17 protein-coding genes are annotated in these 24,926 nt (G+C 73.3%); 3 read left to right on the plus strand and 14 right to left on the minus strand.

The genetic code is table 11. The features are described 5' to 3' along the window. Window positions 1–12: 12 nt before the first annotated feature. The 7 genes from NUT86_RS38275 to NUT86_RS38305 form a co-directional block, all read right to left on the minus strand. Window positions 13–2,865, minus strand: coding sequence for a condensation domain-containing protein (locus NUT86_RS38275; protein ID WP_274739983.1), 2,853 nt, complete (start codon window positions 2,863–2,865; stop codon window positions 13–15). After that, window positions 2,855–4,777 carry a non-ribosomal peptide synthetase gene (locus NUT86_RS38280; protein WP_274739985.1) on the minus strand — a complete coding sequence of 641 codons (1,923 nt, stop codon included), beginning with the start codon at window positions 4,775–4,777 and terminating at the stop codon, window positions 2,855–2,857. Before NUT86_RS38280 ends, NUT86_RS38275 begins: the two co-directional genes overlap by 11 nt. Before the next feature lies 1 nt (window position 4,778). Further along, window positions 4,779–6,722 carry a non-ribosomal peptide synthetase gene (locus NUT86_RS38285; RefSeq protein ID WP_274739987.1) on the minus strand — a complete coding sequence of 648 codons (1,944 nt, stop codon included), beginning with the start codon at window positions 6,720–6,722 and terminating at the stop codon, window positions 4,779–4,781. After that, on the minus strand, window positions 6,719–9,913 hold the full coding sequence (locus tag NUT86_RS38290) for a non-ribosomal peptide synthetase (protein ID WP_274739989.1): 3,195 nt from the start codon (window positions 9,911–9,913) through the stop codon (window positions 6,719–6,721). The genes NUT86_RS38285 and NUT86_RS38290 overlap by 4 nt, the downstream gene beginning before the upstream one ends. A gap of 148 nt (window positions 9,914–10,061) precedes the next feature. Further along, on the minus strand, window positions 10,062–11,348 hold the full coding sequence (locus NUT86_RS38295) for a non-ribosomal peptide synthetase (protein WP_274739990.1): 1,287 nt from the start codon (window positions 11,346–11,348) through the stop codon (window positions 10,062–10,064). Between the two features lie 130 nt (window positions 11,349–11,478). Beyond that, window positions 11,479–12,786, minus strand: coding sequence for an MFS transporter (locus NUT86_RS38300; RefSeq protein ID WP_093635459.1), 1,308 nt, complete (start codon window positions 12,784–12,786; stop codon window positions 11,479–11,481). Window positions 12,787–13,165: 379 nt separating this feature from the next. Then, on the minus strand, window positions 13,166–13,741 hold the full coding sequence (locus NUT86_RS38305; protein ID WP_159483918.1) for a TetR/AcrR family transcriptional regulator: 576 nt from the start codon (window positions 13,739–13,741) through the stop codon (window positions 13,166–13,168). A gap of 92 nt (window positions 13,742–13,833) precedes the next feature. Between NUT86_RS38305 and NUT86_RS38310 the strand changes: the two genes are divergently transcribed. After that, entirely contained in the window at window positions 13,834–14,973 is a 1,140-nt protein-coding gene (locus tag NUT86_RS38310; RefSeq protein ID WP_274739993.1) for an agmatine deiminase family protein, read from the plus strand. Window positions 14,974–15,030: 57 nt separating this feature from the next. On the opposite strand, the gene NUT86_RS38315 is transcribed toward NUT86_RS38310, so the two are convergent. The 5 genes from NUT86_RS38315 to NUT86_RS38335 are packed head-to-tail and all read right to left on the minus strand — an operon-like array spanning window position 15,031 to window position 21,117. Then, window positions 15,031–15,573, minus strand: coding sequence for a nuclear transport factor 2 family protein (locus tag NUT86_RS38315; RefSeq protein ID WP_018091961.1), 543 nt, complete (start codon window positions 15,571–15,573; stop codon window positions 15,031–15,033). Further along, window positions 15,557–16,378, minus strand: coding sequence for a class I SAM-dependent methyltransferase (locus tag NUT86_RS38320; RefSeq protein ID WP_274739995.1), 822 nt, complete (start codon window positions 16,376–16,378; stop codon window positions 15,557–15,559). The genes NUT86_RS38315 and NUT86_RS38320 overlap by 17 nt, the downstream gene beginning before the upstream one ends. A 22-nt stretch (window positions 16,379–16,400) precedes the next feature. Beyond that, the gene (locus NUT86_RS38325; RefSeq protein ID WP_274739997.1) at window positions 16,401–17,732 is read right to left on the minus strand and encodes an MFS transporter; all 1,332 of its coding nucleotides are present in this window, start codon (window positions 17,730–17,732) and stop codon (window positions 16,401–16,403) included. After that, on the minus strand, window positions 17,729–19,744 hold the full coding sequence (locus NUT86_RS38330) for a PEP/pyruvate-binding domain-containing protein (RefSeq protein ID WP_159483912.1): 2,016 nt from the start codon (window positions 19,742–19,744) through the stop codon (window positions 17,729–17,731). Before NUT86_RS38330 ends, NUT86_RS38325 begins: the two co-directional genes overlap by 4 nt. Then, window positions 19,741–21,117, minus strand: a complete 1,377-nt coding sequence (locus NUT86_RS38335) for an ATP-grasp domain-containing protein (RefSeq protein ID WP_159483910.1) — start codon at window positions 21,115–21,117, stop codon at window positions 19,741–19,743. The genes NUT86_RS38330 and NUT86_RS38335 overlap by 4 nt, the downstream gene beginning before the upstream one ends. Before the next feature lie 339 nt (window positions 21,118–21,456). Between NUT86_RS38335 and NUT86_RS38340 the strand changes: the two genes are divergently transcribed. Both NUT86_RS38340 and NUT86_RS38345 read left to right on the plus strand, forming a co-directional pair. Continuing rightward, window positions 21,457–22,740: a PAS and helix-turn-helix domain-containing protein gene (locus tag NUT86_RS38340; protein ID WP_266440065.1), complete on the plus strand. Its 1,284-nt coding sequence runs from the start codon at window positions 21,457–21,459 to the stop codon at window positions 22,738–22,740. Window positions 22,741–22,902: 162 nt separating this feature from the next. After that, complete coding sequence (locus tag NUT86_RS38345; protein WP_018091955.1) at window positions 22,903–23,304, plus strand: hypothetical protein; 402 nt, start codon at window positions 22,903–22,905, stop codon at window positions 23,302–23,304. A 184-nt stretch (window positions 23,305–23,488) separates the two neighbouring features. On the opposite strand, the gene NUT86_RS38350 is transcribed toward NUT86_RS38345, so the two are convergent. Together NUT86_RS38350 and NUT86_RS38355 are read right to left on the minus strand one after the other, a co-directional pair. After that, on the minus strand, window positions 23,489–23,860 hold the full coding sequence (locus NUT86_RS38350) for a hypothetical protein (protein ID WP_018091954.1): 372 nt from the start codon (window positions 23,858–23,860) through the stop codon (window positions 23,489–23,491). A 191-nt stretch (window positions 23,861–24,051) separates the two neighbouring features. Further along, entirely contained in the window at window positions 24,052–24,924 is an 873-nt protein-coding gene (locus tag NUT86_RS38355) for an HpcH/HpaI aldolase/citrate lyase family protein (protein ID WP_266440069.1), read from the minus strand. Between the last annotated feature and the right edge of the window lie 2 nt (window positions 24,925–24,926).

Genomic DNA, 24,926 nt, shown 5'->3' on the forward strand with positions numbered 1-24,926 from the left:
ATACCGGGCGGCTCACCGCTCGGACGGGCCGGCCATCGCGGCCAGGACGGAGCGCCAGTCCTCGCCCGGCTGCAGGCGCAGGGACGGGGACAGCCGGTCGGAGTGATAGTGCCAGCGGTGGTCGAGGTCCGGATGGACGTCGTCCGTTTCGAGGATCTCGCTGTCGCTGCCGAGCAGTTCGGTCAGTGTGGTGGCGAGGTCGTGCCAGGTGACATGTCCGCTGACGGCGTTGGCGACACCGTGCACGGGGGAGTCCAGGCAGGACACCACGGACCGGGCCAGCGCCGCGGCGTGCACCCAGGCCGCTCCGTACCAGGCATGGCCACCGGCACCCGGCCGGGGCACGGCGATCGGCCGGCCCTCGCGCGCGGCCTGGTAGAGCACACCGGTCGCACCCCAGCGCAACTGGTCCCGCAGCCGCTGGTGCGGGCCCCAGACGAGGGGGGAGCGGACGGCGCTCGCCCCGCCCCGGCCCTGGGAACCGGCGGCCTGCAGCAGCAGCGCCTCACAGTCGAGCTTCGCCTGTCCGTACGGGCTCAGCGGCTGCCCCGGGGCGGACTCCTCCGCCACCCACTCGCCGGCGGGGTGTCCGTAGGCGTCCACGCTGCTGACGAAGACGAACGGACCGCGCGACCAGGCGCCGACCATCGCCGCCATCGCCGTCACATCGACCTCGGCGCGGGTGAAGGTACAGGCCGCGTGGATGACCGCATCGGCGCTGTCGACGGCCTTGCGCAGACCGTCCAGGTCGGTGAGGTCGCCCTCGATGACGTCCACCCCGTCCCCGGCGACCAGATGCGCGGATTCCGGGCGGGCCAGGGCCAGCACCGGGCGCCCCTGTGCGGCCAGTTCACGCAGGACGAAGGCGCCGACCCCGCCGGTGCCGCCGGTGACCAGGACCGTTCCCTCGCGCGAGCGCCGCGGACGGGCCGTGGTGACCGAGGGTGCGGCGGCCCGCTCCGCCGCGCGGGCGTCCAGGAGCGCGGTGACCGCACGCGGGGTGCGGGCCTGGAGGATGTCCAGACCGGTCAGCGGCAGTTTCAGGGCCAGGCGCAGCCGTTCGGCGAGCTGGACGGCGATCAGCGAGTGGCCGCCGAGGAGGAAGAAGTCGTCGTCCGGCCGGGGCGGCCGGCCCAGCAGCGCGGTGAAGCCTTCGGTCACGGCCTCGGCGCGCGCGCCTTCCGGTGCGGGCGCGGACGGCACACCGGGAAGCCGGGACGGATCGGCCGCGCCGTCGGCCGTCCGCGGCAGCGCGTCCAGCAGGGTCACCGCGGCGGGCACCTGCTCCGGAGCCAGTGCGTCCCGCAGAAGGGAGCGGAGCTCGGCAGATGTGGGGCCGCCGATCTCGCGCAGTACGGCATAGGCCAGCAGGGGGCCGCCGGCCGGTTCGAGCACCGCGGCCTCGGCCACCCCGGGGTGCGACCGCAGCAGCGCCTCGGCCGGGTGCCCGACGGTCTCCTCCCGCGGGGCCGGCACCGCACCGGGCAACTGCGACAGCCGCAGGCCCGGTTCGTCGGCGACCGCGGTGAGCAGCGCGGCGTGGTGCGCACCGAGACCGGCCGCCGCCTCCTCGTCCAGCGCGGTCCGGCCGTACTGGACGAGTGCGGCGGGGACGTCGGTGTCCACCAGGCCGAACGAGAGGTCGAACTTGGCCTCGCCGGGGCCGACCTCGACGTACTCGCCCACCATGCCCGGCAGCCGCAGGGTGGTCGGTGCGCCCAGGACATCCGCGGTCACCCGTATCAGCGGCGTCCCGTCCGTGTCGCGGGCGGCGGCGCCGAGCCGCTCCAGGATGAGATCGAAGGGCACCTCGCGGCACTGCTGGGCGTCGAGCAGCGCCTCGCGTACGCGCTCCACCAGCGCGGTGAAGGACGGATCGCCCGCCGTGTTCACCCGGACCGGGAGGGTGTTGACGCACAGACCGACCAGGCCGCGCATCTCCGCGCCCTGCCGATGGGTGCCGGCGACCCCGATCACCAGGTCGTCCTGGCCGGTGAAGCGGTGCAGGGCGGCGAAGGCCGCGGCGAGGGCCACGGTGAAGAGGGTGGCCCGGTGCTGCCGGCCCAGCTCGCGCAGGGCCGCCGGCACCCCCGGGTCGAGCGGGGTGGTGTGCGTTCCGGCGGACCGGGCGCCACCGTCGGCGGGCGGGTTCGCGGGGCGGGGCAGCCGCAGCGGGGTGACGCCTTCGAGGCGGGCTTCCCAGTGGCGCAGGCCCTCTTCGAGGCGGTCGGCGGCGGCCTGCTCACGCCGTGCGAAGTCCGCGTACTGCGGGGGAGCCGGCTGCTCGGCAGCGGCGCCCCGGGCGGCGGCCGCGTAGAGCTCGGCCAGTTCCCCGGCGACGGTCTCCAGCGAGGCACCGTCCAGCGCGATGTGATGGAACGTCAGCAGCACGGTGTGGTCCTGCGGGCCGTGCCGCAGGACCAGCGCGCGCGGTACGGGACCGGCGGCGAGGTCGAACGGGCGGTGCGCCTCCTCGGCCAGCAGGGCGCCGGCGCCGTCGGCGGCCGTCTCCACCACGCGCAGCGCCACCGCCTCGGGCGCGGGCAGCACCTCCTGGTAGGGCTCACCGTCCTGGTGCCCGTACCGGGTACGCAGGATCTCGTGGCGTCCCACCAGTGACGTCAGCGCGGCGGCCAGCGCGTCCAGGTCGAGCGGACCGCGCAGCCGGGTGGCGAACGGCACGCTGTACGAGGCGCTGTCGTGGCCCAGCCGGTCCATCAGCCACATCCGGCGCTGGGCGTGGGAGAGCGGCGCGGGTCCGTGGTGGACGGCCTCGGGGGCGGGAGCGGGGCGGGCGGCGCGGGAGCGCGCCCGGCGCAGCAGTTCCTCCTGCAGCGCCGCCGCGGCGGGGGTGTCAGTGGCCATCGGTGTCCTCCGGGGCGCCGGGGCGCAGATCGCTGTGCGTGGCGAGCAGGGCGCGCTCGACCAGCGCGGCGTGGCCCGCCACCGTGGGGGCGGCGAAGAAGTCGGCGAGGGTCAGCTCGACGCCGAGGTCCTCGCGAAGGTCGTCGGTGACGGCGAGCGCCAGCAGCGAATGGCCGCCCAGTGCGAGGAAGTCGGCATCCGCACGGGTGACTTCACGGCCCAGCGACCGGCTCCAGATCTCGGCGACCGCCTGCTCCAGCGGACCGAGCGGACCGGCCGGAGTGCCGGGCCCGTCCGCCGTGACGAGGTCCGCCAGGGCGCGGCGGTCGACCTTGCCGGAGGGCGTGAGCGGCAGTGCGTCGACGAGCTGCACCTCGTCGGGCACCAGATGGGCGGGCAGGACGGCGGCGAGCCGGTCGCGCAGGGCGTCGGGGCGGGGGACCGGCCCGGACGCGGCCACCACGAACGCGGCGAGGCGGGCGTCGTCGGGGGCGGGGCGGTGCACGGTCACCGCCGCGTCCGCCACCTCGGGCCGCTCCCGCAGGGCGTGTTCGATCTCGGCGGGTTCGATCCGGAAGCCGCGAATCTTCACCTGGTCGTCCGTGCGCCCGTGGAAGTCGAGGTGTCCGTCCGGGCGCCGGGAGACGAGGTCGCCGCTGCGGTAGAGGCGCCCCAAGCCGGGGTGGTGGACGAAGCGTTCGGCGGTGAGCTCCGGCTGCCCGGTGTATCCGTGCGCCAGCCGGCTGCCGCCGATCCACAGTTCGCCCTGCTCACCGTCCGGGACCGGCCGGCCGGTGTCGTCGAGGAGATGCACGGTGGCACCGGCGATCGGCCGGCCGATGGGCACCTGGCCGTCGCAGTCGGCGTCGGTGACGGTGTGGGCGGTGGTGAAGGTCGTCGCCTCCGTCGGCCCGTAGCCGTTGACCAACTCCAGCCAGGGGAAGGCCCGCAGGACCGCGCGGGCATGGTGCGCGGACAGCGCCTCGCCGCCCACGATGACCGTGCGCAGCAGCGAGAAGATCCGGGAGCGGCGGCCGGCCAGCTGGTGGAAGAGCGCGGTGGTGAAGAAGGCGACGGTGACGCCGTGGCGTTCCACATGCCGGGCCAGGTCCTCGAACGACGGCCGTTCGGCGGTGCACACCACCACCGCGGCGCCGTTGGCCAGGGCTCCCCACACCTCGAACGTCGAGGCGTCGAAGGTCATCGGGGAGTGGAAGAGCACCCGGTCGCGGGAGGTGAGGGTGAGATACGCCGGATCCGTGACCAGCTCGGCGATCGCGTGGTGCGGCACGGCCACGCCCTTGGGGCGGCCGGTGGAGCCCGAGGTGAACATGATGAACGCGGTGGCGTCCGGGCCCGGTTCGGCCGCCGGGAGGTGGTCGCCGTCCACCAGCGGCTCCCCGGGCAGCGCAAGGGTGGCACCGGTGAGTGCCGCGGATTCGAGGAGCTTGCTGTCGCCGACGGTCAGCGTCGCGCCCGCCTCGGCGGCCAGGGCCTCGGAACGGGCGCGCGGATGCGCCGGATCCAGCGGCACACACACGGCGCCCGCCCACCACAGCGCGAGCTGGGCGACGACCGTCCGGGCGCAGCGGGGCATCAGCAGCGCCACGGAGTCACCCGGGCCGACGCCGTGCGTCCGCAGCTGCCCGGCGAGCGCGCGGGCCGACGAGACGAGCTGGGCGTAGGTGAGCGTGGTGTCGCCGTCCGCCACGGCCAGGGCGTGCGGGGTCCGTGCGGCGTGCCGGGCCACGAGGACCGGCAGTCCGGGCGCGGGCGGTCCGGCCGCCGGGACGGACGCGGTGCGCTCGCCGGACGGGCCGGGCGCGGGTGACGGGGTGCCTTCGGTGGGCACGGGGCCTTCCTTCCGGGCGTCGGGGGAGGACGGAAACGCGGGGGTTCGGGGGATGGTCATCTCAGGCTCCCGCCGGCTGCCGGGAGGCACACCGCTGGTCGACGAGCAGGGCCACGGCGCGCAGATCCGGCTGACGGAGCAGCTCGGGGGCGCGCAGCCGTACCCCGCTCTCCTTCTCGATGACGGTCAGCAGCCGGGCGGCGAGGACAGAAGTGCCGCCGGCCTCGGTGAAGTTGTCCGCCAGCGAGGTCCCGGGCCGGTCGAGCAGATCGCGGACGGCGCTCAGGACGAGCCGCTCACCGGGGGTGGCGCCGGCGGGCGCTCCGTCGTCCGGGGCGGTGCCGCCGGGGCGGGGCGCGGCGGACTCGGCCGCCCGTCGGGTCAGCTCGGCGCGGTCGACCTTGCCGTTGGCGTCCAGGGGGAAGGAGCCCACGATCCGTACGTCCGAGGGGACGGCCTGCTCGGGCAGCCAGGTCCGCAGGGCCGGCAGCAGCGCCTCCGCCGTGAGCCCGGAATCGGCAGCCGCGCGTACGTACGCCACCAGGCGGGCCCGGCCGTCGGCGGAGCGCGGTGCGGTGACGACGGCGCTCAGGACCGCCGGGGCCTGCTCGAACGCGGCCTCCACCTCGGCCGGTTCGATCCGGACCCCGCTGATCTTGACCTGGTCGTCGAGGCGGCCGAGGAACTCCAGCTGCCCGTCGGCCGCCATCCGCACCCGGTCCCCGGTGCGGTACACCCGCTCCACTCCCGGCAGTTCGAGGCCCTCGGGCACGGCGGTGAAGCGGCGCGCGGTCAGCTCGGGGTCCAGATAGCCGAGCGCCAGCCCGCTTCCGCCGATGAGGAGTTCGCCCTCCGTACCGCGCTCGACGGGCCGGCCGTCCTGGCCGGCGACGATCACGGTCACGCCCGGTACGGGGCGGCCGATCGGGGGCGCGGAGTCCGTGCCCGCCGCACCGTCCGTGCCGTGCATGGCGTGGGTGGTGGCGATCACGGTGGCCTCGGCCGGTCCGTAGGCGTTGTGGACGGTGGCGGTCACCTCCGCGCCGGGGTGGCGGCGCATCCGGTCGCCGCCGGTCATCAGATGACGCAGCCTCAGATCCTGCGGCCAGGGCCGGTCCAGCAGCGGCTCGACCATCGGGGTCGCCGCGACCGACACCGACACCCCGGCCGTACGCCACCAGTCGGCGAGCACCACGGAGTCCCAGCGGACCTCGTCCGGCGCGGGCACCAGGGCCGCGCCGGACGTCAGCCCGCCCCACAGCTCCAGCAGATGGGGGTCGAACGCGACGCCGATCAGCAGCGACTGCCGGTCACCGGGGCCGAGCCCGGTCGTGGCGCGGTACCAGTCGAGCAGCCCGCCGAGCGCGGGCTCACCGACGGCCACCGCCTTGGGGCGGCCGGTGGATCCGGAGGTCAGCACGGCGTAGAACGTCCCGGCGGGCGCGGAGTGCGCGGCGGGACCGGGCGCGGCGAAGGCCGCCACGACCGTGGCGGTGGCATTGGCCCCCTCGCCGGGTAGCGTCAGGTCCATCCGGTCGGCCGTCCGGTACCGGGGCGGCAGGAGCCCGGGATCGCCGATCAGGCAGACGACGTCGATGTCCTCGGTGACGGCGTCGGTGCGGCGCTCACCGGGGCGGGGGCCCAGCGGCAGATAGACGGCGCCGATCCTGGCGAGCGCGACGGCGGTCACCACGAGGGCGGCCGACCGGTCGAGGCAGACGCCGACAAGGTCCCCGGGCCGCACCCGGGCGCGCAGCGCTTGTGCGACCTCGTCCGCGGCGCTGCCGATCTGGCCGTACGTCCAGCTGTGGGCCCCGTCGATCACCGCGGGAGCTTCCGGGGAGCGGCGGACCCACTCCTCGAAGCGGGCGAGGACTCCGGCCGCGCCGTCGGTGGCGGGACGGGCGCCGTGGGCGATGCTCAGCGTGCCGGGCTGCGGGGTGTGCCGTCCGGCGCCGGCGACGGTCGTCGGGGCCGCCGTCCGGGCGGTCATCGGCTGGGTCATCGGGACTCCGTCACGGTGGTCGAGGCGGCGGGAACGGGCGTGGCGGTGCCGACGGCGGCGAGCGCGGCGGCCTGGTCGGTCAGCACCGGGTTCTGGAACAGCAGGCGCAGGGGCGGCCGTTGTCCCAGCCGCGGCTCCAGCCAGGAGGCCAGCTGCGCGGCGAGCAGCGAGTGGCCACCGGACCGGAAGAAGTCCGACGACAGGTCGAAACGCCCGTGGCCCAGAGCCTCGCGCCAGCCCTCGACGAGCAGCGCCGTCATCGGATCGGCCGGCTCCGCGGGCTGCCCGTCACCGGGCTCCGCGGCGGGGGCGGCGGGCGCGGCCGGCTCCAGCGCGGCGGCGCGGCGCGTCAGCGCGGTGCGGTTCGGTTTGCCGCCGGCCAGCCTCGGCATGACATCGAGCCGGGCCCAGCGTCCCGGTACGAGGGCGCTCGGCAGCCGTCGGCTCAGCTCCGTGTGCAACGCCTGCTCGTCCCACGGCCCGTCGTCGTCCGCGCTCTCCAGGAAGCCGACCAGCCGGGGCCCGCCCGGGGCTTCGCGGTCCAGGACGACGGCGCAGGACCGGCCGCCGAGCGCGGCCGAGGCGGCCGCCTCCACCTCTTCGAGTTCGATGCGGTAACCCCGCAGCTTGACCTGGTGGTCCAGGCGCCCCAGGAAGTACAGCAGCCCGTCGCGGCCACGGTAGCCGCGGTCGCCGGTGAGGTAGACCCGCTCACCGCCGAGCGCCTCGATCCGGCGGAACCGGGCTTCGGTGACCTCGGGGTTGCCGGCATAGCCCTCGGCCAACCCCGCGCCTGCGATGGCCAGTTCACCGACCGCACCGTCCGGCAGCGGCCGGTGGTGGGCGTCCAGGACATGGACCCGTTCGCCGGGCAGCTCGGTGCCCAGCGGAATCTCCGCCCCGTCGGTCAGGCCGTCCCGGGTGATCTCGTGGACGGTGGAGCTGATCGCGGCTTCGGTGACGCCGTAGACATTGAGCACGGTGCTGTCGGTGTCGGCCAGGAACGCGCGCAGCGCATCCGCCGGGAGGCGTTCACCGCCGAGCACCAGCAGCCGCGGCGCCCAGTGACCGTCGCGGAGCGCGGGGCGCATCTCCTGACGGGTGGCCAGGAAGTAGCTGGTGGGCAGATTGGCCACGGTGACCCGGGCGGCGGCCAGCAGTTCGGCCAGCTCGGTGCCGGTCGGGACCTCGCGCTCCGGGGCGACGAGGCACGCCCCGGCGTACAGCGACGGCAGCACCTCTTCGAGGGCCACGTCGAACGACGGCTGGGCGAACAGCAGCACCCGGTCACCCGCGCCCAGGCCGAACCGCCCGGCGACTCCGGTCAGATGGTTCTCCAGCGCCGCGCGGCCGACGGCGACGGGCTTGGGGATGCCCGTCGAGCCGGAGGTGTGAATGAGGTACGCGGCGCCGGGCACGGCCTCGGCGGCCCGCGCCGGCGGCAGGACCGCGGTGTCGACGGTGGCCGACGGCAGACCGTGGGGAACGGTGACGGCGGCGTCCGCCGAGGTCAGCACCAGCGCCGGGTTCAGCCGCTCCAGCAGCAGCGTCAAGCGGGCCGGCGGATCGGACGGCGAGAGCGGGCAGTACACCGCCCGGGTCCGCAGACAGGCCAGCAGCGTCACGACCGAGTCGGCACCGCGGGGCAGCACCGCGGCCACCGGCTGACCGGCGGTCACCCCGGCCGCCTGCATCCGCTGCGCGAGCGCGGCGACCCGGTCCGCCAGGTCGCCGTAGGTGATCCGGCGGGCGCCGACGAGCAGCGCGGGCAGCGAGCGGTCGTGGGCGGTGGCGGGGTCGAGCGGGTCGTGCCGCGGAGCCTGCGGAGCGGCGGCCGGGAGAGCCGGCGGTGCCGGCGGCGGCGCCAGGTCCGCGAGGGCGGTGCCGGGCGCGTCGAGATACGCCCGCAGCAGGTCCAGGAACCGCCCGGCGAGCAGCTTCGCCACGTCCTCGCCGAACAGATCGGCGTCGTAGTCCCAGACCAGCGTCATCCCCGCTGCTCCGTGCCGGGGGCCGACGCCGCGGCGGTCGTCCGGCAGCAGCACCACGTCCAGGTCGAAGCGGGTGGTGCCGGTGTTGAAGCCCTCGAACAGGGTGATGTCCAGACCGGGGACGTCGATGTCGGGCAGTTCGGCGTCGTGCGCGCTGAACATGACGCCGAACAGCGGGTTGTCGGCACCCGAGGTGTGCAGACCGAGCGCGCGGGTCAGCTCCTGGATCGGCACCTCCTGGTGCGGCAGCGCGCGGATGAGGGTGTCCGTCACCTCGTCCATGGACTCCTCGGCCGGGGCGGCCGGGTCCAGCCGGAGCGGGAGCGGGATGGTGTTGACGAACATGCCGACGGTTTCCTCGAAACCGCGCGGACGGTTGCCCACCGCGGTGCCGATCACCATCTCCGAGCGGCCGCTGTGCCGGCGCAGCATCTCGGCGAAGAGCCCGAGGAGCGTGGCGAACGGCGTCAGACCACGGGTGCGGGCGTGGGCCCGGAGGCGTTCCGCCAGATCCGCACCGATCGACTGGCGCAACTGGCCGCCGTGGTGCCGGCGCCGGGCGCCGGGCTTGGCCAGACCGGGCAGCGGCATGTCGTAGGACATCTCCCGCAGCGCCCCGGACCAGAACTCCAGGCCCTCCTGCCGCTCCGCGGTCGCCTGGTCCCCGGACCGGGCACGGACATGGTCGGCGTACGAGGGAGCGGGCGGCAGCTCCACCGGCTCGCCCAGGACGCGGCCCCGGTAGACGGTGAATACGTCCCGCAGCAGGATCGCGAACGAGTGGCCGTCGTGGATCAGATGGTGTTCGACATGGATGAGCCGGTGCCGGTCGTCCCCGAGCCGGACCAGCGTCCAGCGCAGCAGCGGTGCCTCGTAGGTGTCGAGCGGGGTCTCCGCCTCGGTGCGCAGCAGCTCCTGGAACGCGGCCTCCGGGTCCGCCGCCCCGCTCAGGTCCACCGTGCGCAGCCGCGGTGCACAGGCCTCGGCGACCCGCTGTCCGGGCATCGCCCCGGCGACGGCGACGAGTTCCAGCCGCAGGCCGGCGTGCCGGTCGAGGGTGGCGGCGAGCCCGTGGCGCAGCGCCTCGGTGTCGAGCGTGCCCCACAGGTCGAGGGCGGCGGTGAAGTTGTAGGCGCGGCTGCCCGGTTGCACCTGTTCGTGCAGCCAGACGATCTCCTGCGAGGAGGAGAGCGGAAGCATGGGCGATCCCTGAGGTCGTCGGGGCGGGTGTGCTCCGGCCGGGGCATGGTCGGGCCCGGCCTGTGGGGTGCGCAGACCGCGCCACGGATCGCGCGGCAGGTCTGGCGGTGTCGGGTCGGTAGGTGCGGGGGCGGGCCCCCGGGGTGGGTCAGCCGGCTGTCGGTGCCGGTGTCCGCACCGTGTCGGCGAGGGCGGTGAAGGCGCTCTCGGCGGTGCGGTCGGGGAGGACCGTGCGGTCCCACACCATGCGCAGCCGCAGCTCGGGGCCCTGGGTGACGGAGACCGCGAACGGGCCGCGGACCGCTCTGCCGTCGACATGGATCTCCCGGCCGGTCACCCCGCCCAGGCACAGCGGGGGCTGGCGGCGGGAGTCGTCGACGGTCAGCATGCCGTCGAGCCGGCCGCTCCAGCCGGAGCCGGCCGCGCGGGCGGCGTGCACCACGGCGTCGAAGGGGGTGGCGGCATGGTCCAGGTCGTCCCACCAGGCAGCTGCCGTCGCGGACGGGGTGGGCGCCTCGCCCGTGGCGGTCGGGAAGACCACGGTGTTGAGGAAGCAGCCGAGCACCGGAGCGGTACCGGCCGGCCGGCCGCCCCACGGGTAGCCGAGCGGCACCACATGGCCCGCTCCGTACAGCACCGCTGCCGCCGCACGGCAGGCGTGGAGCAGCTCGGGGAAGGGCACCCCGTCGGGGGCCGCGGGCATCCGCAGGGTGGCCGAGCCGCTCGGCGGCGCACCGGGGGAGAGGGGTTCCGGCCGTGCCACCGGGGCCTGTTCGCGTACGGTGCGCAGCCGTTCGCCCCAGTACGCCATGGCGTCCGGTGCACCCGCGCGCTCCTCCGCGTCGAGCTGCCGCAGCACGGCTTCCCGGTAGTCGGCCAGCTCGGCCGCGACGTCCGCGGGCGAGGGGCCGTCGGCGCCCGGACCTTCGTCGTAGCCGGCGCCGAGTTCTGCGACGAGCCGGGCCAGCGACTGGCCGTCGCACGCGCTGTGGTCCAGTACGACGGCGAGCACCTCCTCCGCACCCTCCGGCACCAGGAACAGCCGCAGCGGTGAGCCCTCCGGCGCCCACCGGCCCAGGGCACGGCGCAGCACGGCGGCCGCGTCCTCGCCGGGCGCGCAGGTCTCCCGGGTCACGGGGACCTGCGGCCGCTCCAGGCGGAGTACGGGTGTACCGCGCAGCACGGTGGGCCGGGCACGCAGCACGGGGTGCCGGGCGGCGAGCCGGTTCGCGGCCGCCGCGAGCCGTACGGGGTCCACCGTGCCGCGCGGAAAGGCGAAGAACATCGGCACGAGATCCGGCCGCCCGGCGGGGTCCATGGCACGCACCAGCGCAAAGCGACGCTGGGCGCCCGTGACGGGCAGCAGGACCGGGGTGCCGTCACCGGCGTCGAGCCGCCGGTAGCGGGCCAGGTACTGGCTCGTGATGCTGAGCACGTGATCCTCTTCGTCGTGACTGCGGCGCATCGCCGGAGGGGATGCGGGTGGGAAGGCCGTGCGGGGGAGGGGGAGAGAGACGGGCGGGGCCGGATACGGCCGTCAGCCGTCAGCCGTCAGCCGTCAGCCGTCAGCCGACGGACGCGGGCTCGGCCGGGTCCGCGGAATCGGCCGGGGCGTCCTCGGCCGCGTCGGCGGCCGGCAGGTCCCGCATCCGGCGCAGCGGGGAGAGCAGCAGCGGCAGCGGGACGACCAGGATTCCGGCCGCGCACCACGCCAGCGCCGTGCGGGCGCCGAACGCGTCGGCCAGCGCACCGCCGGCCAGGGCTCCGAGCGGCAGGGTGCCCCACATCAGGAAGCGCAGGGTGGCGTTCATCCGGCCGAGCAGCCGGGGCGGGCACAGCGCCTGACGGAAGCTCACCTGTGCGACGTTGTAGACGACGGCACCGAAGAAGACCACACCGGAGCCGACCGCGAACAGTGCGGCGCCCGCGCCGCGCCCGGACAGCGGCCACAGCAGCGCGAACGGGCCGGTGGCCAGTAGGGACAGCCAGATGATCCTGGCCTGGCCGAGCCGGGCGGCGAGCCGGCCCGCACACAGTGCGCCGGTGAGCCCGCCGACCGCCGAGGCGGCCAGGACGAGGCCGACCACTCCCGGCGCCAGTCCGAGCACCCGTACCAGGAAGACGGACTGAGTGGCCATCAGCGTGGCGGTGAAGAAGTTCGCCAGCCCGGTCGTCACCGCGATCACGCGCAGCAGGCGGTGCCCGCACACGAACCGCAGCCCCTCGGCGATGTCCTGGCGCAGGGACGAACCCGCGACGCGCGACGGGCGGCTCTCGGGCTGTTTGATGCCCCACAGGAACAGCGCGGAGAGCACATAGCCGGCCGCGTCGGCGACGATGGCCAGGGAGGCCCCGAGCAGCTGGACGAGACCGCCGCCGAGCCCGGGACCGGCCACCTGCGCCGAGGAACGGATGGTCTCCAGCGCCCCGTTGCCCGAGACCAGATGGTCCTTGGGCAGCAGCTGGGGCAGGAAGCTCTGGTGGGCCACGTCGAAGAAGACCGTCGCCACACCGGTGACGAGGGCGACGAGATACAGCTGCGCCATCGTCAGCACATCGGCGACGGCGGCCAGGGGGATGCTCGCCATCGCCAGGGCCCGTACGACATCGGCCCGGATCATCAGCGGCAGCTTGCGCATCCGGTCGACCCAGGCCCCGGCCGGCAGCCCGACCAGCAGGAACGCGGCGGTCTCCGCGGCCGTGAGCAACCCCACCTGGAAAGCGGGGGCGTTGAGCTCCAGTACCGCGACGAGGGGCAGGGCGACCAGGGTGACCTGGGCGCCAAGCTGTCCGGCCGCGGCACCGGCGAGCAGAAGACGGAAATCGCGCAGGCGCAGGGGGCCGCTGGCCGCGGGTCGGGGTATGGCGGGCATACGAAGGACCATCGCGGAGCGGCCGATCAATGGTCAAAACCCGATGCACACTTTCGGTCGGCTTTCTTCACCATTTACCCACCATGACAAAAAATTTTCCGTCAGATCCTGGCAACTGCCGGAGGACCGCCACCTGCTGCGTTCCTGGCGAACGAGGAATGCCGTGGTGGCGACAGGGGGAGACCGGGCGATCATGCGCAGAGCGTGACGTGACGGACTCCGACCGAAAACAGTCGTCGATGTCCGCTTATTGACCGAAGCGCTTTGTTCATCCGCTATGGCATCCGTTCCGACGCCACGGTCCCGGGGCGGCGGGGCGACTCACCTGTGCAAGCACGGGTGCCCGCCGCTCCCCGGGCGGTCGCGGCCACAACACCCGTCAGCGCGCCCGGAGTTCCGTGTCGACGGCGCCGCGGAGCAGCTCGTGGGCCCGCTGGAGCGAGGTGGTGCCGCTCAGCCAGCGTTCACTCAGGCCCTCGACCAGCGCGGTGAGCCGCTCGGCCGCCGCGTACGGGTCGGTCCCGGCCCCGTCCGGACCCGCCTCCTGGGCCCGGCGCAGCAGCCCGGCGAGATCCTCCACCCAGGAACGGGTCGCGGCGGCCAGCAGCTCCCGCAGGTCCGGGTCGAAGACGGCGGTGGCGCGCAACTCGCCCCAGGCCGCGCTGTTCTCCTTGACCTGGGGAGTGTCCTGGAGCTCCAGCAGCAGCATCTCGGTGAGCTGGACACGGGGATCGTCGGAGGCATCCAGTGCGGCGTCGGTGTAGCGGACCGCGCGCCGGCTGATGAACTCCAGTGTGCGGCGCAGCAGTCCGGCGCGGTCCTTGAAGTGGTAGTAGATCAGCGCGGTCGAGACGGCGGCCTCCGCGGAAACTTCCTCGACACGCAGCCCGCGGACGCCGCGCCGGGCGATCAGCCGGGCGGCGGCTTCGAGGATCTGGGTGGGCCTGTCCGGCATCGCATGCTCCCGCTGTCCGAAGAAATCAAGGTGTCTCGGGTCCGATCATGCCCTAGCATCGTCCTGACCAAATTTTCAGTCAGGAGCTGATCGTGGAAATATCCCGACGTCAGACACTGCAGGCGGCGGCCGTCGCCGCCCTCGGGGGAGCCTTGAGCGGCTGTGGCACACCGGACAGCGGCGGGTCGGCGCCGCGCGAGGCCGGCGCCGCCCCCGCGGCGGCGCGGTCGGCCGGCGGAAGGCGGCTGCCCGACGAGGCACATCCGCACGAGGCGACCTACATGTCCTGGCCCGGCCGGAGGATCTGGGGGCCGGACACCGCCGGAGTGCGTGCCGACATCGCCCGACTCGCCCGGACCATCGCCGAGTTCGAGCCGGTGCGGCTGCTGGCCGGGGACCGGGAGGCGAAGGCGGCGCAGCGGGCCTGCGGGTCCGGGGTGGAGGTCGTCCCGACCCCGGTGGACGACCTGTGGATGCGCGACACCGGGCCGGTCTTCGTGCTCGGCCCCGACGGGGTCGCCGGCGTCGACCTCAACTTCAACGGCTGGGGCGGCAAACAGGAGCACGGCCACGACCGCCGGGTCGCCCGCGCGACCCTGGCCGACGAGCGGCTCCCCAGGATCAAGGCCCCGCTCGTCAGCGAGGGCGGGGCGGTGGAGGGCGACGGCCAGGGCACCCTGATGGTGGCCGAGAGCTCCCTGGTCAACGACAACCGCAACCCCGGCAGGTCCCGCGAGGACCTCGAACGGGAGCTCAAGGACCTGTTCGGCGCCACGACGGTGATCTGGGTGAAGGGCGTCAAGGGCAAGGACATCACGGACTATCACATCGACGCGCTGGCACGGTTCTCCGCACCCGGCGTCGTGGTCCTCAGCACCCCCGCGAAGCACGCCCCCCGCAATGACTTCACCGGCGCCTACGAACAGGCCCGCGAGGTGCTGGAGGGGGCCGTCGATGCCCGGGGGAAGCGGCTGGAGGTCGTCGAGCTGCCCGAGCCGGCCGACATCGGGCGACGCGGGAAGGACTTCCTGGCCTGCTACGCCAACTACTACGTCGCCAACGGCGCGGTCATCATGCCCCGCTTCGGCGACCGGAAGGCCGACAGCAAGGCGGCCGCCGTCCTGCGGGAGCAGTACCCGGGGCGGGAGGTCGTCCAACTGCCCGTCGACAACATCGGCGAGGGCGGGGGCGGTATCCACTGCTCCACCCAGCAACTCCCCAAGGCCGGTTGACGCTCACCGGACCGACCGGACCGACCGGACCGACCGGACCGACCGGAACGGCTCGGCTCAGCCCCGCCCGTGGCCGCGCCCCGCCAGCTGGTTGAGCGGGCCGTCCGCCAGCGTCCCGCGCTGATCCAGCACGACCGGCAGCCGCGCCATCGTCTCCGCCGGAAGGAGTCCGGTCTGGCCGAGGACCGCTGCCTGGTCCCAGTAGATGTGCTCGGCGGAGATCAGCGGCCCGTCGAACGACACCACGGCGATGACCGGGATCTCGACGGGCCGCCCGGTCGGCGGCACCCCGGGAAGGATCCAGGGCACCTCCACGTCATGGGTGAACGAGACCAGCATTTCATCGACGATCCGCGAGCCGCCCGTGGTCCGGGTCAGCGGCGCGAGGGCGAAATCCGGTGCGTTGTGTCCCACGAACCAGCGGCGGTAGAAGTGCCGTACGGACGCCCTGCCGCGGGCGCCCATGGCCGTGGGCACATGCAGCACCTCCGGGGCGTCGGACATGGTGGCCATCGTCGTGTCGAGATCGAGGGTGCGGAACTCGCTGCTGGTGTGCAGCTCCCACACCCGCTCCCGTTCCCGGTCAGTGGTGCTGGTCACGGCCGGCCTCCTCGGTCCGCCAGCCCCAGGCGGTGAGCATCCCGGGGGAGAGGCCGGTGCACTCGTCCGACGACAGCGCCCGCCGGGCCCGTTCGATCTGTGCCTCGTCCACCTGCCCCGTCGCCAGGATGGCGCCCCGTGCCCGGTCCCACGTATCGGCCCAGAAGCGGTTGAGGGGGCTGCCCGGCACCAACGGCGGGACGTGGATCTCGGCGGCCACCCGGTGCAGGCCCTCCTCCCGCAGCAGGTACGGATAGTCGGGCACCCAGGAGATGTCCGTGCCGATGGACTCCCGGAGCCCTTGCCACATCGCCCGCATGACCGTGGTGTACGGGGTGGCCGGCGCCTCGGCGGTCGTCAGGTCCACGGCATCGCTGAGCACCAGCACACCACCGGGCGCCACCAGCGAACCCAGCTTGGCGATCATGCGGCGCCACGAGCGCAGATGCATCAGCACGAACCGTGCGTGGACCAGCTGGAACCGGCCGGGGTCGAAGTCCGGCGCGGTGATGTCGGCGGTCAGCGTCGACAGCCCCGGTGTCCGGCCGGCGTCCAGGGACCGGGTGTCACGGTCGACCGCGAGGACCCCCGTGACACCCGCCGACTCCAGCAGCCACCGCGCGACGGTGCCGGTGCCCGCGCCCACGTCCAGGCAGTGCCAGCCGGGCCCGGCGCCCAGCGCCGCCAACCGGGCGGCGCTCGCCTCGTCATAGGCGAGCGCTCCCAGATCGATACGGCCGGCCTCGCCGGTCTCCTCCGGGCGGAACAGACCTTCGCCGTAGCGCCCGGCTTCCGTAGCCCGCACGTCCCCAGTATGACGGTGCCGCTCAGGGGTTTCCTGCTGTGGTGACCAGCTCCGTGGCCGGCTCCGCCGCCGGCGGCTTCCGGCGCCGGCCCGGGGCACGCCGCAGGACCAGCTGCAGGACCAGCATCACCACAGCGGTCACCAGCGCGCTGTGCCACAGCAGCGCGTCCAGCCGGCCCGCCGAGAGATAGGCTCCCGCGGCCACGGCCGCCAGCGCACACACGCCCCGGTCCACGATGCTCTCGACGGACAGCAGGGTGGCCCGTGGCGCTCCCGCCGGGATGGCGTCGTTCACCAGCTTGCGCTGGAGCGGATAGGCGAAGCCGGTGACCGCGGCGAACAGGCACAGCAGGGCGACCACGGTCCACGGCCCGCCCAGGACGCTGCCCGCCAGCGTGCCCGCCATCGCCAGGCTGAGCAGCGACACCCAGGCCACCGGTGACAGCCGGGAGCCGAGCCACTGCGGACGGGCCGAGGCCACCGCCTCCGCGACGGTCATCGCGGCCAGCACCCCGCCGTGCGAGCTCTCGGGGATGCCGTGGTCCAGCAGCACCGGCTGGAAGAGGTTGACCTGGCAGATACGGGAGAGTGTGAACACCGCGACGCCCTGCACCATGAGCAGCGCGAGCCAGGGCGTGGCCCACACCCAGCGCAGCGCCGAGACCGCATCGCGCAGGAACACCGGCCCGCCGCGCGACGCCTTCCCGGCGCCACCGGCACCGCCGTGCCGGGCCGCGGCCTGCCGCGGCAGCACCACGGCACAGACGAGCGAGCCCGCCGCGCTCGCGGCGCTCAGCACATACGGCGTGGCGTGCGCGACGGCCATCAGCGGCCCGACCAGCGGCCAGCACACCACCTTCGTCGCCAGCCCCAGCGCCCGCGCCTGCCCCTCCGCCTTCAGGTAGTGCTCTCCCGCGCCCTCGGCCGCCAGGCCGTCGTAGAGATAGGCGCTGGCGGCACCGGAGGTCAGCGAACGGCCGGCGGCGATGGCCAGGAAGTGCACCAGGAAGCCGGTGTAGCTGGGCGCGAGGACCGGCGCCAGATTCGCCGCGGTCATCACGAAGGCACCGGCCCGCAGACAGTTGCGGGCACCGATGCGGTCGGCCACCATCCCGGTCGGGATCTCGAAGAGGCAGAACGCGACGTAGTAGATGCTCTGGATGCCGAAGATCTGCCCGTCGGAGAGCCCTGCCTCCCGCTGGTAGGCGTAGAAGACCGGCATCCACCACAACAGGTTGAACAGCAGCTGGAAGCCGTTGTTCAGCCGGATGATCCGTCGGGCCCGTGGTGTCAGGGGCGCGCCCGGGGTCCGGGTCCTGCGGGCGCGCAGCGGGCCGGTGAACCGCCGGATCACAGCGCGTAGGGGCGGATCTGGACCAGGCGGAAGTCCCCCTGATCGGTCATCAGCCATTCGATGTCGAGCGGATGGTCCACATCGGTCTCGCTGAAGTGGGACTGCAGCAGCCGCCCGGTCAGCGCCAGCCGTGCCAGCTTGTCCCGGGTGCCGACCGGCAGGTCCCGGCCGGACGAGCCGAGCGCGACGGTACGGCCGCCGCCCTCCACCGTGTTGTACAGGTACTGCAGCGGCAGCGTCGTACCGTCGACGACCGTCTCGGGCGAGCCGGGGGAGCAGTTGAGGTAGACGTTGCGGAAGTCCTCGCGCCGGGTCGGGTTGCAGGTCACCAGGACTCCGCCGAGGTCAGCGGGCACATACTCCTGGATGATCACGCCCATATAGGTGTCATCGAGGGAGATGCCCGCCTGATGGCGCAGCCGGACACTGCGTGGCGACAGCAGGGAGGCCCACACCTGGCGTACCGCGTCGAGGAGTTCGTCCGCGCCGTGGACGGTGGTGACCGAGTCGTAGACCCCGGCCGCGGAGAACCCGGGAAGGTCCTCGGCGTTGGAGGAGGAGCGCACCACCAGACGGTTGCCGGTGTCCGGACCGCCGGGCAGCGCCGAGGTGATCTGACGGGAGACGTCCTCGGGCATCGGGGTGTTCCGGATGAGCTGCTGAAGATGCAGACAGACCGCGTCCAGCGCGTCGACGGCGTCGAGTTCGAGTGCCATCTTGAGCTTGCCGAGGCCCTGTTGCACGGCCGGTGAGGACGTCAGAAAGCGGTGCTGCAGGGCGAACGGGAGGGCGATCCCGTGGGGCGCCGCGATCACCCCGGCCACGAAGTCGGCCGCCAGGGAACGCAGTTCCGCGCCCGTCGCGTCCTTGGCGCCGAGCCGGGCCGCGAGGTGGCCGTAGAGGTCGGCGCGGGGCGGGCGCGGCTGCCCGTAGAAGGCGGTGAGGTCGGCGGTGCGGCTGTCCAGGACGTGATGGAGCTCGCCGAGGTTGGCGGCCTTGGTCCCGTACCGGTCCCGGTCGGCGCGGCGCAGCCGGTGCAGCCACAGCGCGGGCACGTCCTCCAGCAGCGGCGGTTCCATCCGGATGCGCTGCTGGTGCCAGGCCGGGGCGTCCAGCGTCGGGGCATGGGTCAGCGGGACGAGGGTGATCTCGTCGTCCTGGACCCGGTAGCGGACCCAGGCTCCGTCGAGGACGTCCGCGTCGACCATGCGCTCCAGATCGCGGACGATCGCGTTGGGGATGCCCCAGCCGGAGGCCAGCACATTGGTGTGCGAGAGCGGGGTGCCCGGTGAGGTGTTGAGGAAACCGGCCACCCGCGGCACATCGTCCGGCAGACACGGCATGGCCACGATGTCGGACCAGCCGAGCCCGTCGGCCGCGGCCGTGTACTCCTCAAGGGTCCGGAAGTAGCGGAGCCGGCCGACGGCGTCACCCGGGTTGAGCGGGGTACGGGTGCGGTTGCCGAAGAGCTGATGGCCGAGGATCCGCGGCACCCGTACGTCGCTGATCGCGGCGAGCTCGTGCTCCTGCCCGTGGTTCGCCGGCTTCAGCAGCAGCGGCAGGCGGCCGTCGACCCGGTGCCGGACGAACGTGTAGAACTCCTCCAGCAGCCGCCCGTGCATGGTGTCGGCCTCGGTGGTCTCCAGGACGAGGAAGGGCCGCTCCCGTCCTTCGGCGTCCTCGTCGGTGTGCAGGGAGAGCACACCCAGCAGGAAGCGGCGCTCGGGGTCCATGTAGACCGAGGCGTTGAAGGCGTCCAGGCAGGAGTCCAGCTCCGCCAGTTCCATACCGAGGACGCGGGTGGCGATGTAGTTGACGTGGAAGGGGTGGACGGCGGTGTCGAGCAGATGCCAGGTGTCCTCGACCCGGTCCACCACGACCTTGAGGTACGGGTGACCGGCCAGGACTCCGGAGAGGGTGCGGAAGAGCGGCAGGGAGAGGTTCTCACCGATGACGGTGCGGTCGGTGAGGGGGCCCGGGGTGCCGGAGGGCAGAACGGCGGTGGTGGTCATGAGCGCACCTCCGTGGTGACGCCGGCCGTGGGGAGGGTCTGCGGCAGGGCCTCCACCAGGGTCCGGAAGTCGCGGATCACGGTCTCCGGGTCGGTGGCGGACAGCAGGCACAGCGCCGCCATGGTGTTGGCGCCCGCGGCCGGGTCGTACACCGGCACCGGAGTCCCGTCCGGCAGCGAGTTCTCGGCCACCACGGACAGATGGCTGCCGACGCTGAGCGGTACGGCGTCCCGCACCGTCGGGAAGTCCCAGACCCGCTGGTCCGGCCAGGCCTCACCGGCGCCGTCGACGGCCAGCACGACCAGGGAACCGGCCGCGCCGTGCGCCTCCTGCGGGGTGCGCACCTCGGCGGGCCAGGAGACCTGACGCCCCAGCAGATGGTCGGTGAGCATGCCGATCAGATCCAGGCCGAAGACCTCCTCGATCTGCGGGACGGTCATCGCCCCGCCGAACCGGGCGGCGGTCTCGATCACCCACATCTGCCCGCCGGCGCCGAGCTTGATCTCGGTGTGCGTACCGCAGTTCTGCAGCCCCAGCGCATCGACGGCCTCGCGCGCCAGGGCCACGACGCGCTGCTGGGCGTCGTGCGGCAGCGCCGCGGGCGTGATGCCGGCGCGTTCGGTGAACGGCTCCACCGTCGGCATCCGCCCGCTGAGACAGACCGGACGGAAGTCGCCGTTCACGACGACGCCTTCGACACTGACGTAGTCGCCCCAGCCCTCCTGGTCGAACCACTCCGTGGCGGTGCCCGGCACGATCTCCTCGACGATGAAGTCCGCCCCGGCGTCGGCCACATGGAGTTCGGCGTAGCCCAGTTGCGCGGATTCGGCCATCACCTCCCGCGCCCGTTCCCAGGCCGCCGGTACGTCATCGGCGGAGCGCAGGATCCGGTGCGCGGTGGAGCCGGCGCTCCAGGCGGCCTTCAACAGCAGGGGGAAGCGGAGCGCGGCGGCCGCGTCGTGCAGATCCCGCTCGGTGGCGACGGGGCGGAACCGGGGCTGGGATATGCCCCGCTCCTGCCAGGTGCGGCGCATCATCCGCTTGTCGCGGGCCAGGGCACAGGAGCCGCCCGCCCCGGCGAGGCCCAGCTTCTCGCAGGCCTCCGCGACCGCGACGACCGCGTACTCGGAGAAGGTGACGACGGCGTCCGCGCCCACCGCCTGGGCCCGGGAGACGATCAGGGACACCAGGTCGTGCCGCTCGGACTCGGCGGGGCGCAGGACCGAAGCGCACAGCCGGTCAGCGGACGCGGCCACGGTGGGAGGGAGCGCGCTGAGCGCCAGCAGGTGCACTGCCGACCGTGCGGCGACCCGTGACAGGGCGTACCCCAAGGGCGGACCACCCTTGGCATACACGAACAGCACCTTGCTCACTGGAATCGGACTCCTTTTCATACGATGGGAACCATCGGAAACGGCTGGACAGCGTCCGGCCCCCCGGAATCCGAACGCCGTCCCTCAAGCGAAGCAGCCGTGCGGCCCACCGTTCCCCTGATCGGGCCGCAACCGCTCAGGCAAATGCCAGAGTTGTGGGTACCCCCAGGCAATCGTGAAGGTTCCGTGATGGCGTATGGCGCGCCCGCGACGCCGCGGAGGTGCGCGGACGTCGCCAGATCGGCCGAGAACCGGGCATGCCACCGGACGCGGGGGGATACGCATGGCGGTGGCGCGCCGTCCGAACTCGTTGAACTCTTCACCGCAAAGGGGCCCGTCGTGGACGAGACCAGTCTGAAGTCGCTGCTCGAACACCTTCCGGTGTCCTGGTGGGAAGCCGACCGTGAGCTACGGGTGATCGACAGCGGCGGGGGTGCCTTCGACGACACGGTGACGGCCCAACGGTTCCTCGACACCGTGCGAAAGGAGCTTCCCGGGCCGGCCGCAGCACCTGAAATCAGCCATTGGCAGGCACAGTTCGACGGTCGTGTCTTCGATGTGAACTGGCCCCTCGGCGTGCCCCGGCAGGGCCGCTCCCGTGGGCTGGCGGTGGAGGTCGGCCCCCCTCCGGCCGGCCCCCGCCGCTATGACGCCTTCGCGGACCTCGCCCCCGCCGCTGCCTTCATCCGGGACGCGAACGGGCGCTACCTCTGGGCGAACCACGCCTACGCCCATCTGTACGGCACCACCCCGGAGCACATCATCGGCAAGGACGTCGCCGACGTCGACGGCCCCGCCGACGCCGCGCAGGTCCTCGGCCTGGACCGGGAGGTGCTCGACCGCGGCAAACCGGTCCGGCACACCCTCACCTACCACCGCTTCGACGGCACCGGCGGGCAGGCGGTCGGCCATCGCTTCCCCGTACGGGAAGGAAGCCAGACCTGCGTGGCGGGCATCTACATCGACATCAGCGACTACACCCGTGCCCTGCGCCAGCGCCGGGAGGCCGAGGAGAGCCTGCATGCGCTGCGCGATCACAGCGGACTGCCGTGCGCCCTGATCTCCGCGGGCGGACGGATCCAGCAGGCCAGCGCCGCGGCCGCCGAACTGCTGCAGACCCGGCTCTCCGACCTCGTCGGCCGCCGCGCGCACACCGTGCTCGCCCCGGCCCCCGAATTACCGGGGCTGCACCGCAGCTGGCTCGACCTGATAGCGCGCCGCAGCCGGCGCATCCAGACGACCGTCGCGCTGGTGGACTCCCGCGGTCACCAGCGGCGCGCCCGGCTGCATCTGACCACGGTGGGCCGGAGTGCGGACCGTGCCACCAGCGTCTGGGCGGTCATCACCCACCAGGGGCTCGCCCACGAGCCCCATCCACCGCTGACGGCAAGTCAGGTCCGCATCCTGTCCCTGCTGGCCGCCGGCCGCAGCAACGCGGAGATCGCCACCTCCCTGCACCTCTCCCGGCAGACCGTCGACTACCACCTCAGCCGGCTGCGCGATCTCCTGGACGCCCCGACCAGACCCGCTCTGGTCGCGCGCGCCTACGTGCTGGGCATCCTCGCCCCCCAGGCCTGGCCGCCACGCTCGGCGACGGCCTGCCATCCGCACAGCGTCACCTGACGTTCCTGCCGCCGTCGCCCCCGGGGTTTGGGCCACCCGGCTGATTGTGGCCGCCGGGGGTTTTGCTCCCCGCGGGTTGAACACCGGCGCGGGCCGACCGCGGCAGCACGATACGTCTGGCATCAGAAGGATGAAGAGGCGAGGAGCGTCGTGAGAAGAATCATGCAGGCGGGAACTGTCGTCGGGGCGTGCGGGCTGGTGCTGTTCGGCGGTGGCACGGCCCAGGCGGTGACACTTCCGGACTCTCTGCTCTCCGCGGTGGCGGACGCCGATGTGGGCACCGTGACCGGCACGGTCAACGGCGTGGTCTGCAACAACCGCCTGGGCCAGATCCACTACCGGTCGCCCGTGTTGCTGTCACCCCACGCCTGTGTCAACGGTCCGGTGAACAGCGGCAACAGCCTGCACAGCGGCAACTTCATCAACCACGGGAACCCGAACAACAGCGGGAACCTCTCCAACACCAACGGAACCACCAACGCCGCCAACTCCGTCACCGGTGCATCGACGGGCAGCAGCAACAACGTCCAGCGCATCCTCGGACTCGGATTCCTGCACCACTGATCCGGACGCCGCACCACTGATCCGGACGCCGCACCACTGATCCGGACACCGCACCGACGGATACGGCACCGCGCCGGCCGTCACACGACCGCCCGGCACAGTCGCCGGGCGGTCGTCGTCGCCCCTGAACCGCTCCGGCCCCGGAATGCCCGGGGCCGGAGCGGCTGGACGCGCACTCGCCGTCTCATTCGCGGTGGTGGTGGATGTGCTGCTCGTTGTTGCCGGACTTGGTCGCCGTGCCGGTCGTGCCGCCGGTGTCGTCGTTGGTGTTTCCGTTGGTGTTGGTCGGGCTACCGCTGTTGCTGATGGTGCCGCCGGAGACATGAACGTTCTGGGATCTTCTGGGATTTCCGCTGAGTACCGGTCCGTTGATACAGAATCTGGCCCGGTGCGCGCAGCGGAATCTGGCGTCGAAGCGGGCGACGGTGTCGCTGTTCGAGACGCCGTCGCCGCCGGACGACTCGGCCCACGCCAGGGTGGGCGAGACCGTACCGGCGGCCAGGAGCAGACCGCAGGCTCCTGCCATCACGACATTGACGCGTGCCGAATTCTTCACTGTGTGCTCCTGCACTCATGGTGGGTCCCCGGGGGTCTTGCTATCCCGGATGCCCGGCACCACCAAGCCTGAGCAGCGGCCAGTCCCGTTTATTCACCCTGTCCGATTATGGGATTCACCGCGACGGCCCTGGAATTCCGCGCCGCCGTGCCGACGGCCCGCAGGAAGCATGAGCTCCTGCGGGCCGGACTTCAGCGTCCGGCGATCGCCTCGGCGAGGGCCAGGATCCGGCGGGCGTCCTCGACATGAAGGTTCTCGATCATCCGGCCGTCGACGGTGACGACACCGCGCCCTTCACGGGTGGCTTCGTCGAAGGCGTCAATGATCTTCTGCGCACGGGCGATCTGGTCGGCCGACGGGGCGAAGGCCCGGTTGCAGGGTTCGACCTGCGACGGATGGATGAGCGTCTTCCCGTCGAACCCGAACTGCCGGCCCTGCACGCACTCGGCCTCGAACCCCTCGGCGTTCTTCACGTCGTTGTAGACGCCGTCCAGGATCGCCTTGCCGGTGTCACGGGCCGCCAGCAGCGCCAGGGACAGTCCGGTCAGCAGCGGGGCCCGGCCGGGAACATGCTCGGCGTGCAGCTCCTTCGCCAGGTCGTTGGTGCCCATCACCAGCACGGTGAGCCGTTCGCTGGCGGCGGCGACCGCACGGGCGTCCAGCATCGCGCGCGGTGTCTCGACCATGGCCCAGATCGCCGTACGGTCCGGAGCGCCGGCCGCCTCCAGCGCCCGCTCGACCTCCCGCACGGTGTCGGCGGAGTCCACCTTGGGCACCACCACCGCGTCCGGACCGGCCTCGGCGGCGGCCCGGAGATCGTCGGCGTGCCAGGCGGTGCCCGGGCCGTTGACCCGGATCGTCACCTCCCGGTAGCCGTATTCCCCCGAGGCCGCGGCGGCCGCGACCCGCTCGCGGGCGTCGGCCTTCGCGTCGGGGGCGACGGCGTCCTCCAGGTCGAGGATCAGCGCATCGGCGGGGAGGGACTTGGCCTTTTCCAGGGCGCGTTCATTGGCACCGGGCATGTAGAGCACGGAGCGGCGCGGCCGCAGGATCGCGTCGGACACGG

The sequence above is a fragment of the Streptomyces sp. G7(2002) genome (assembly GCF_028870195.1).
GTDB classification, from domain to species: domain Bacteria; phylum Actinomycetota; class Actinomycetes; order Streptomycetales; family Streptomycetaceae; genus Streptomyces; species Streptomyces nigrescens.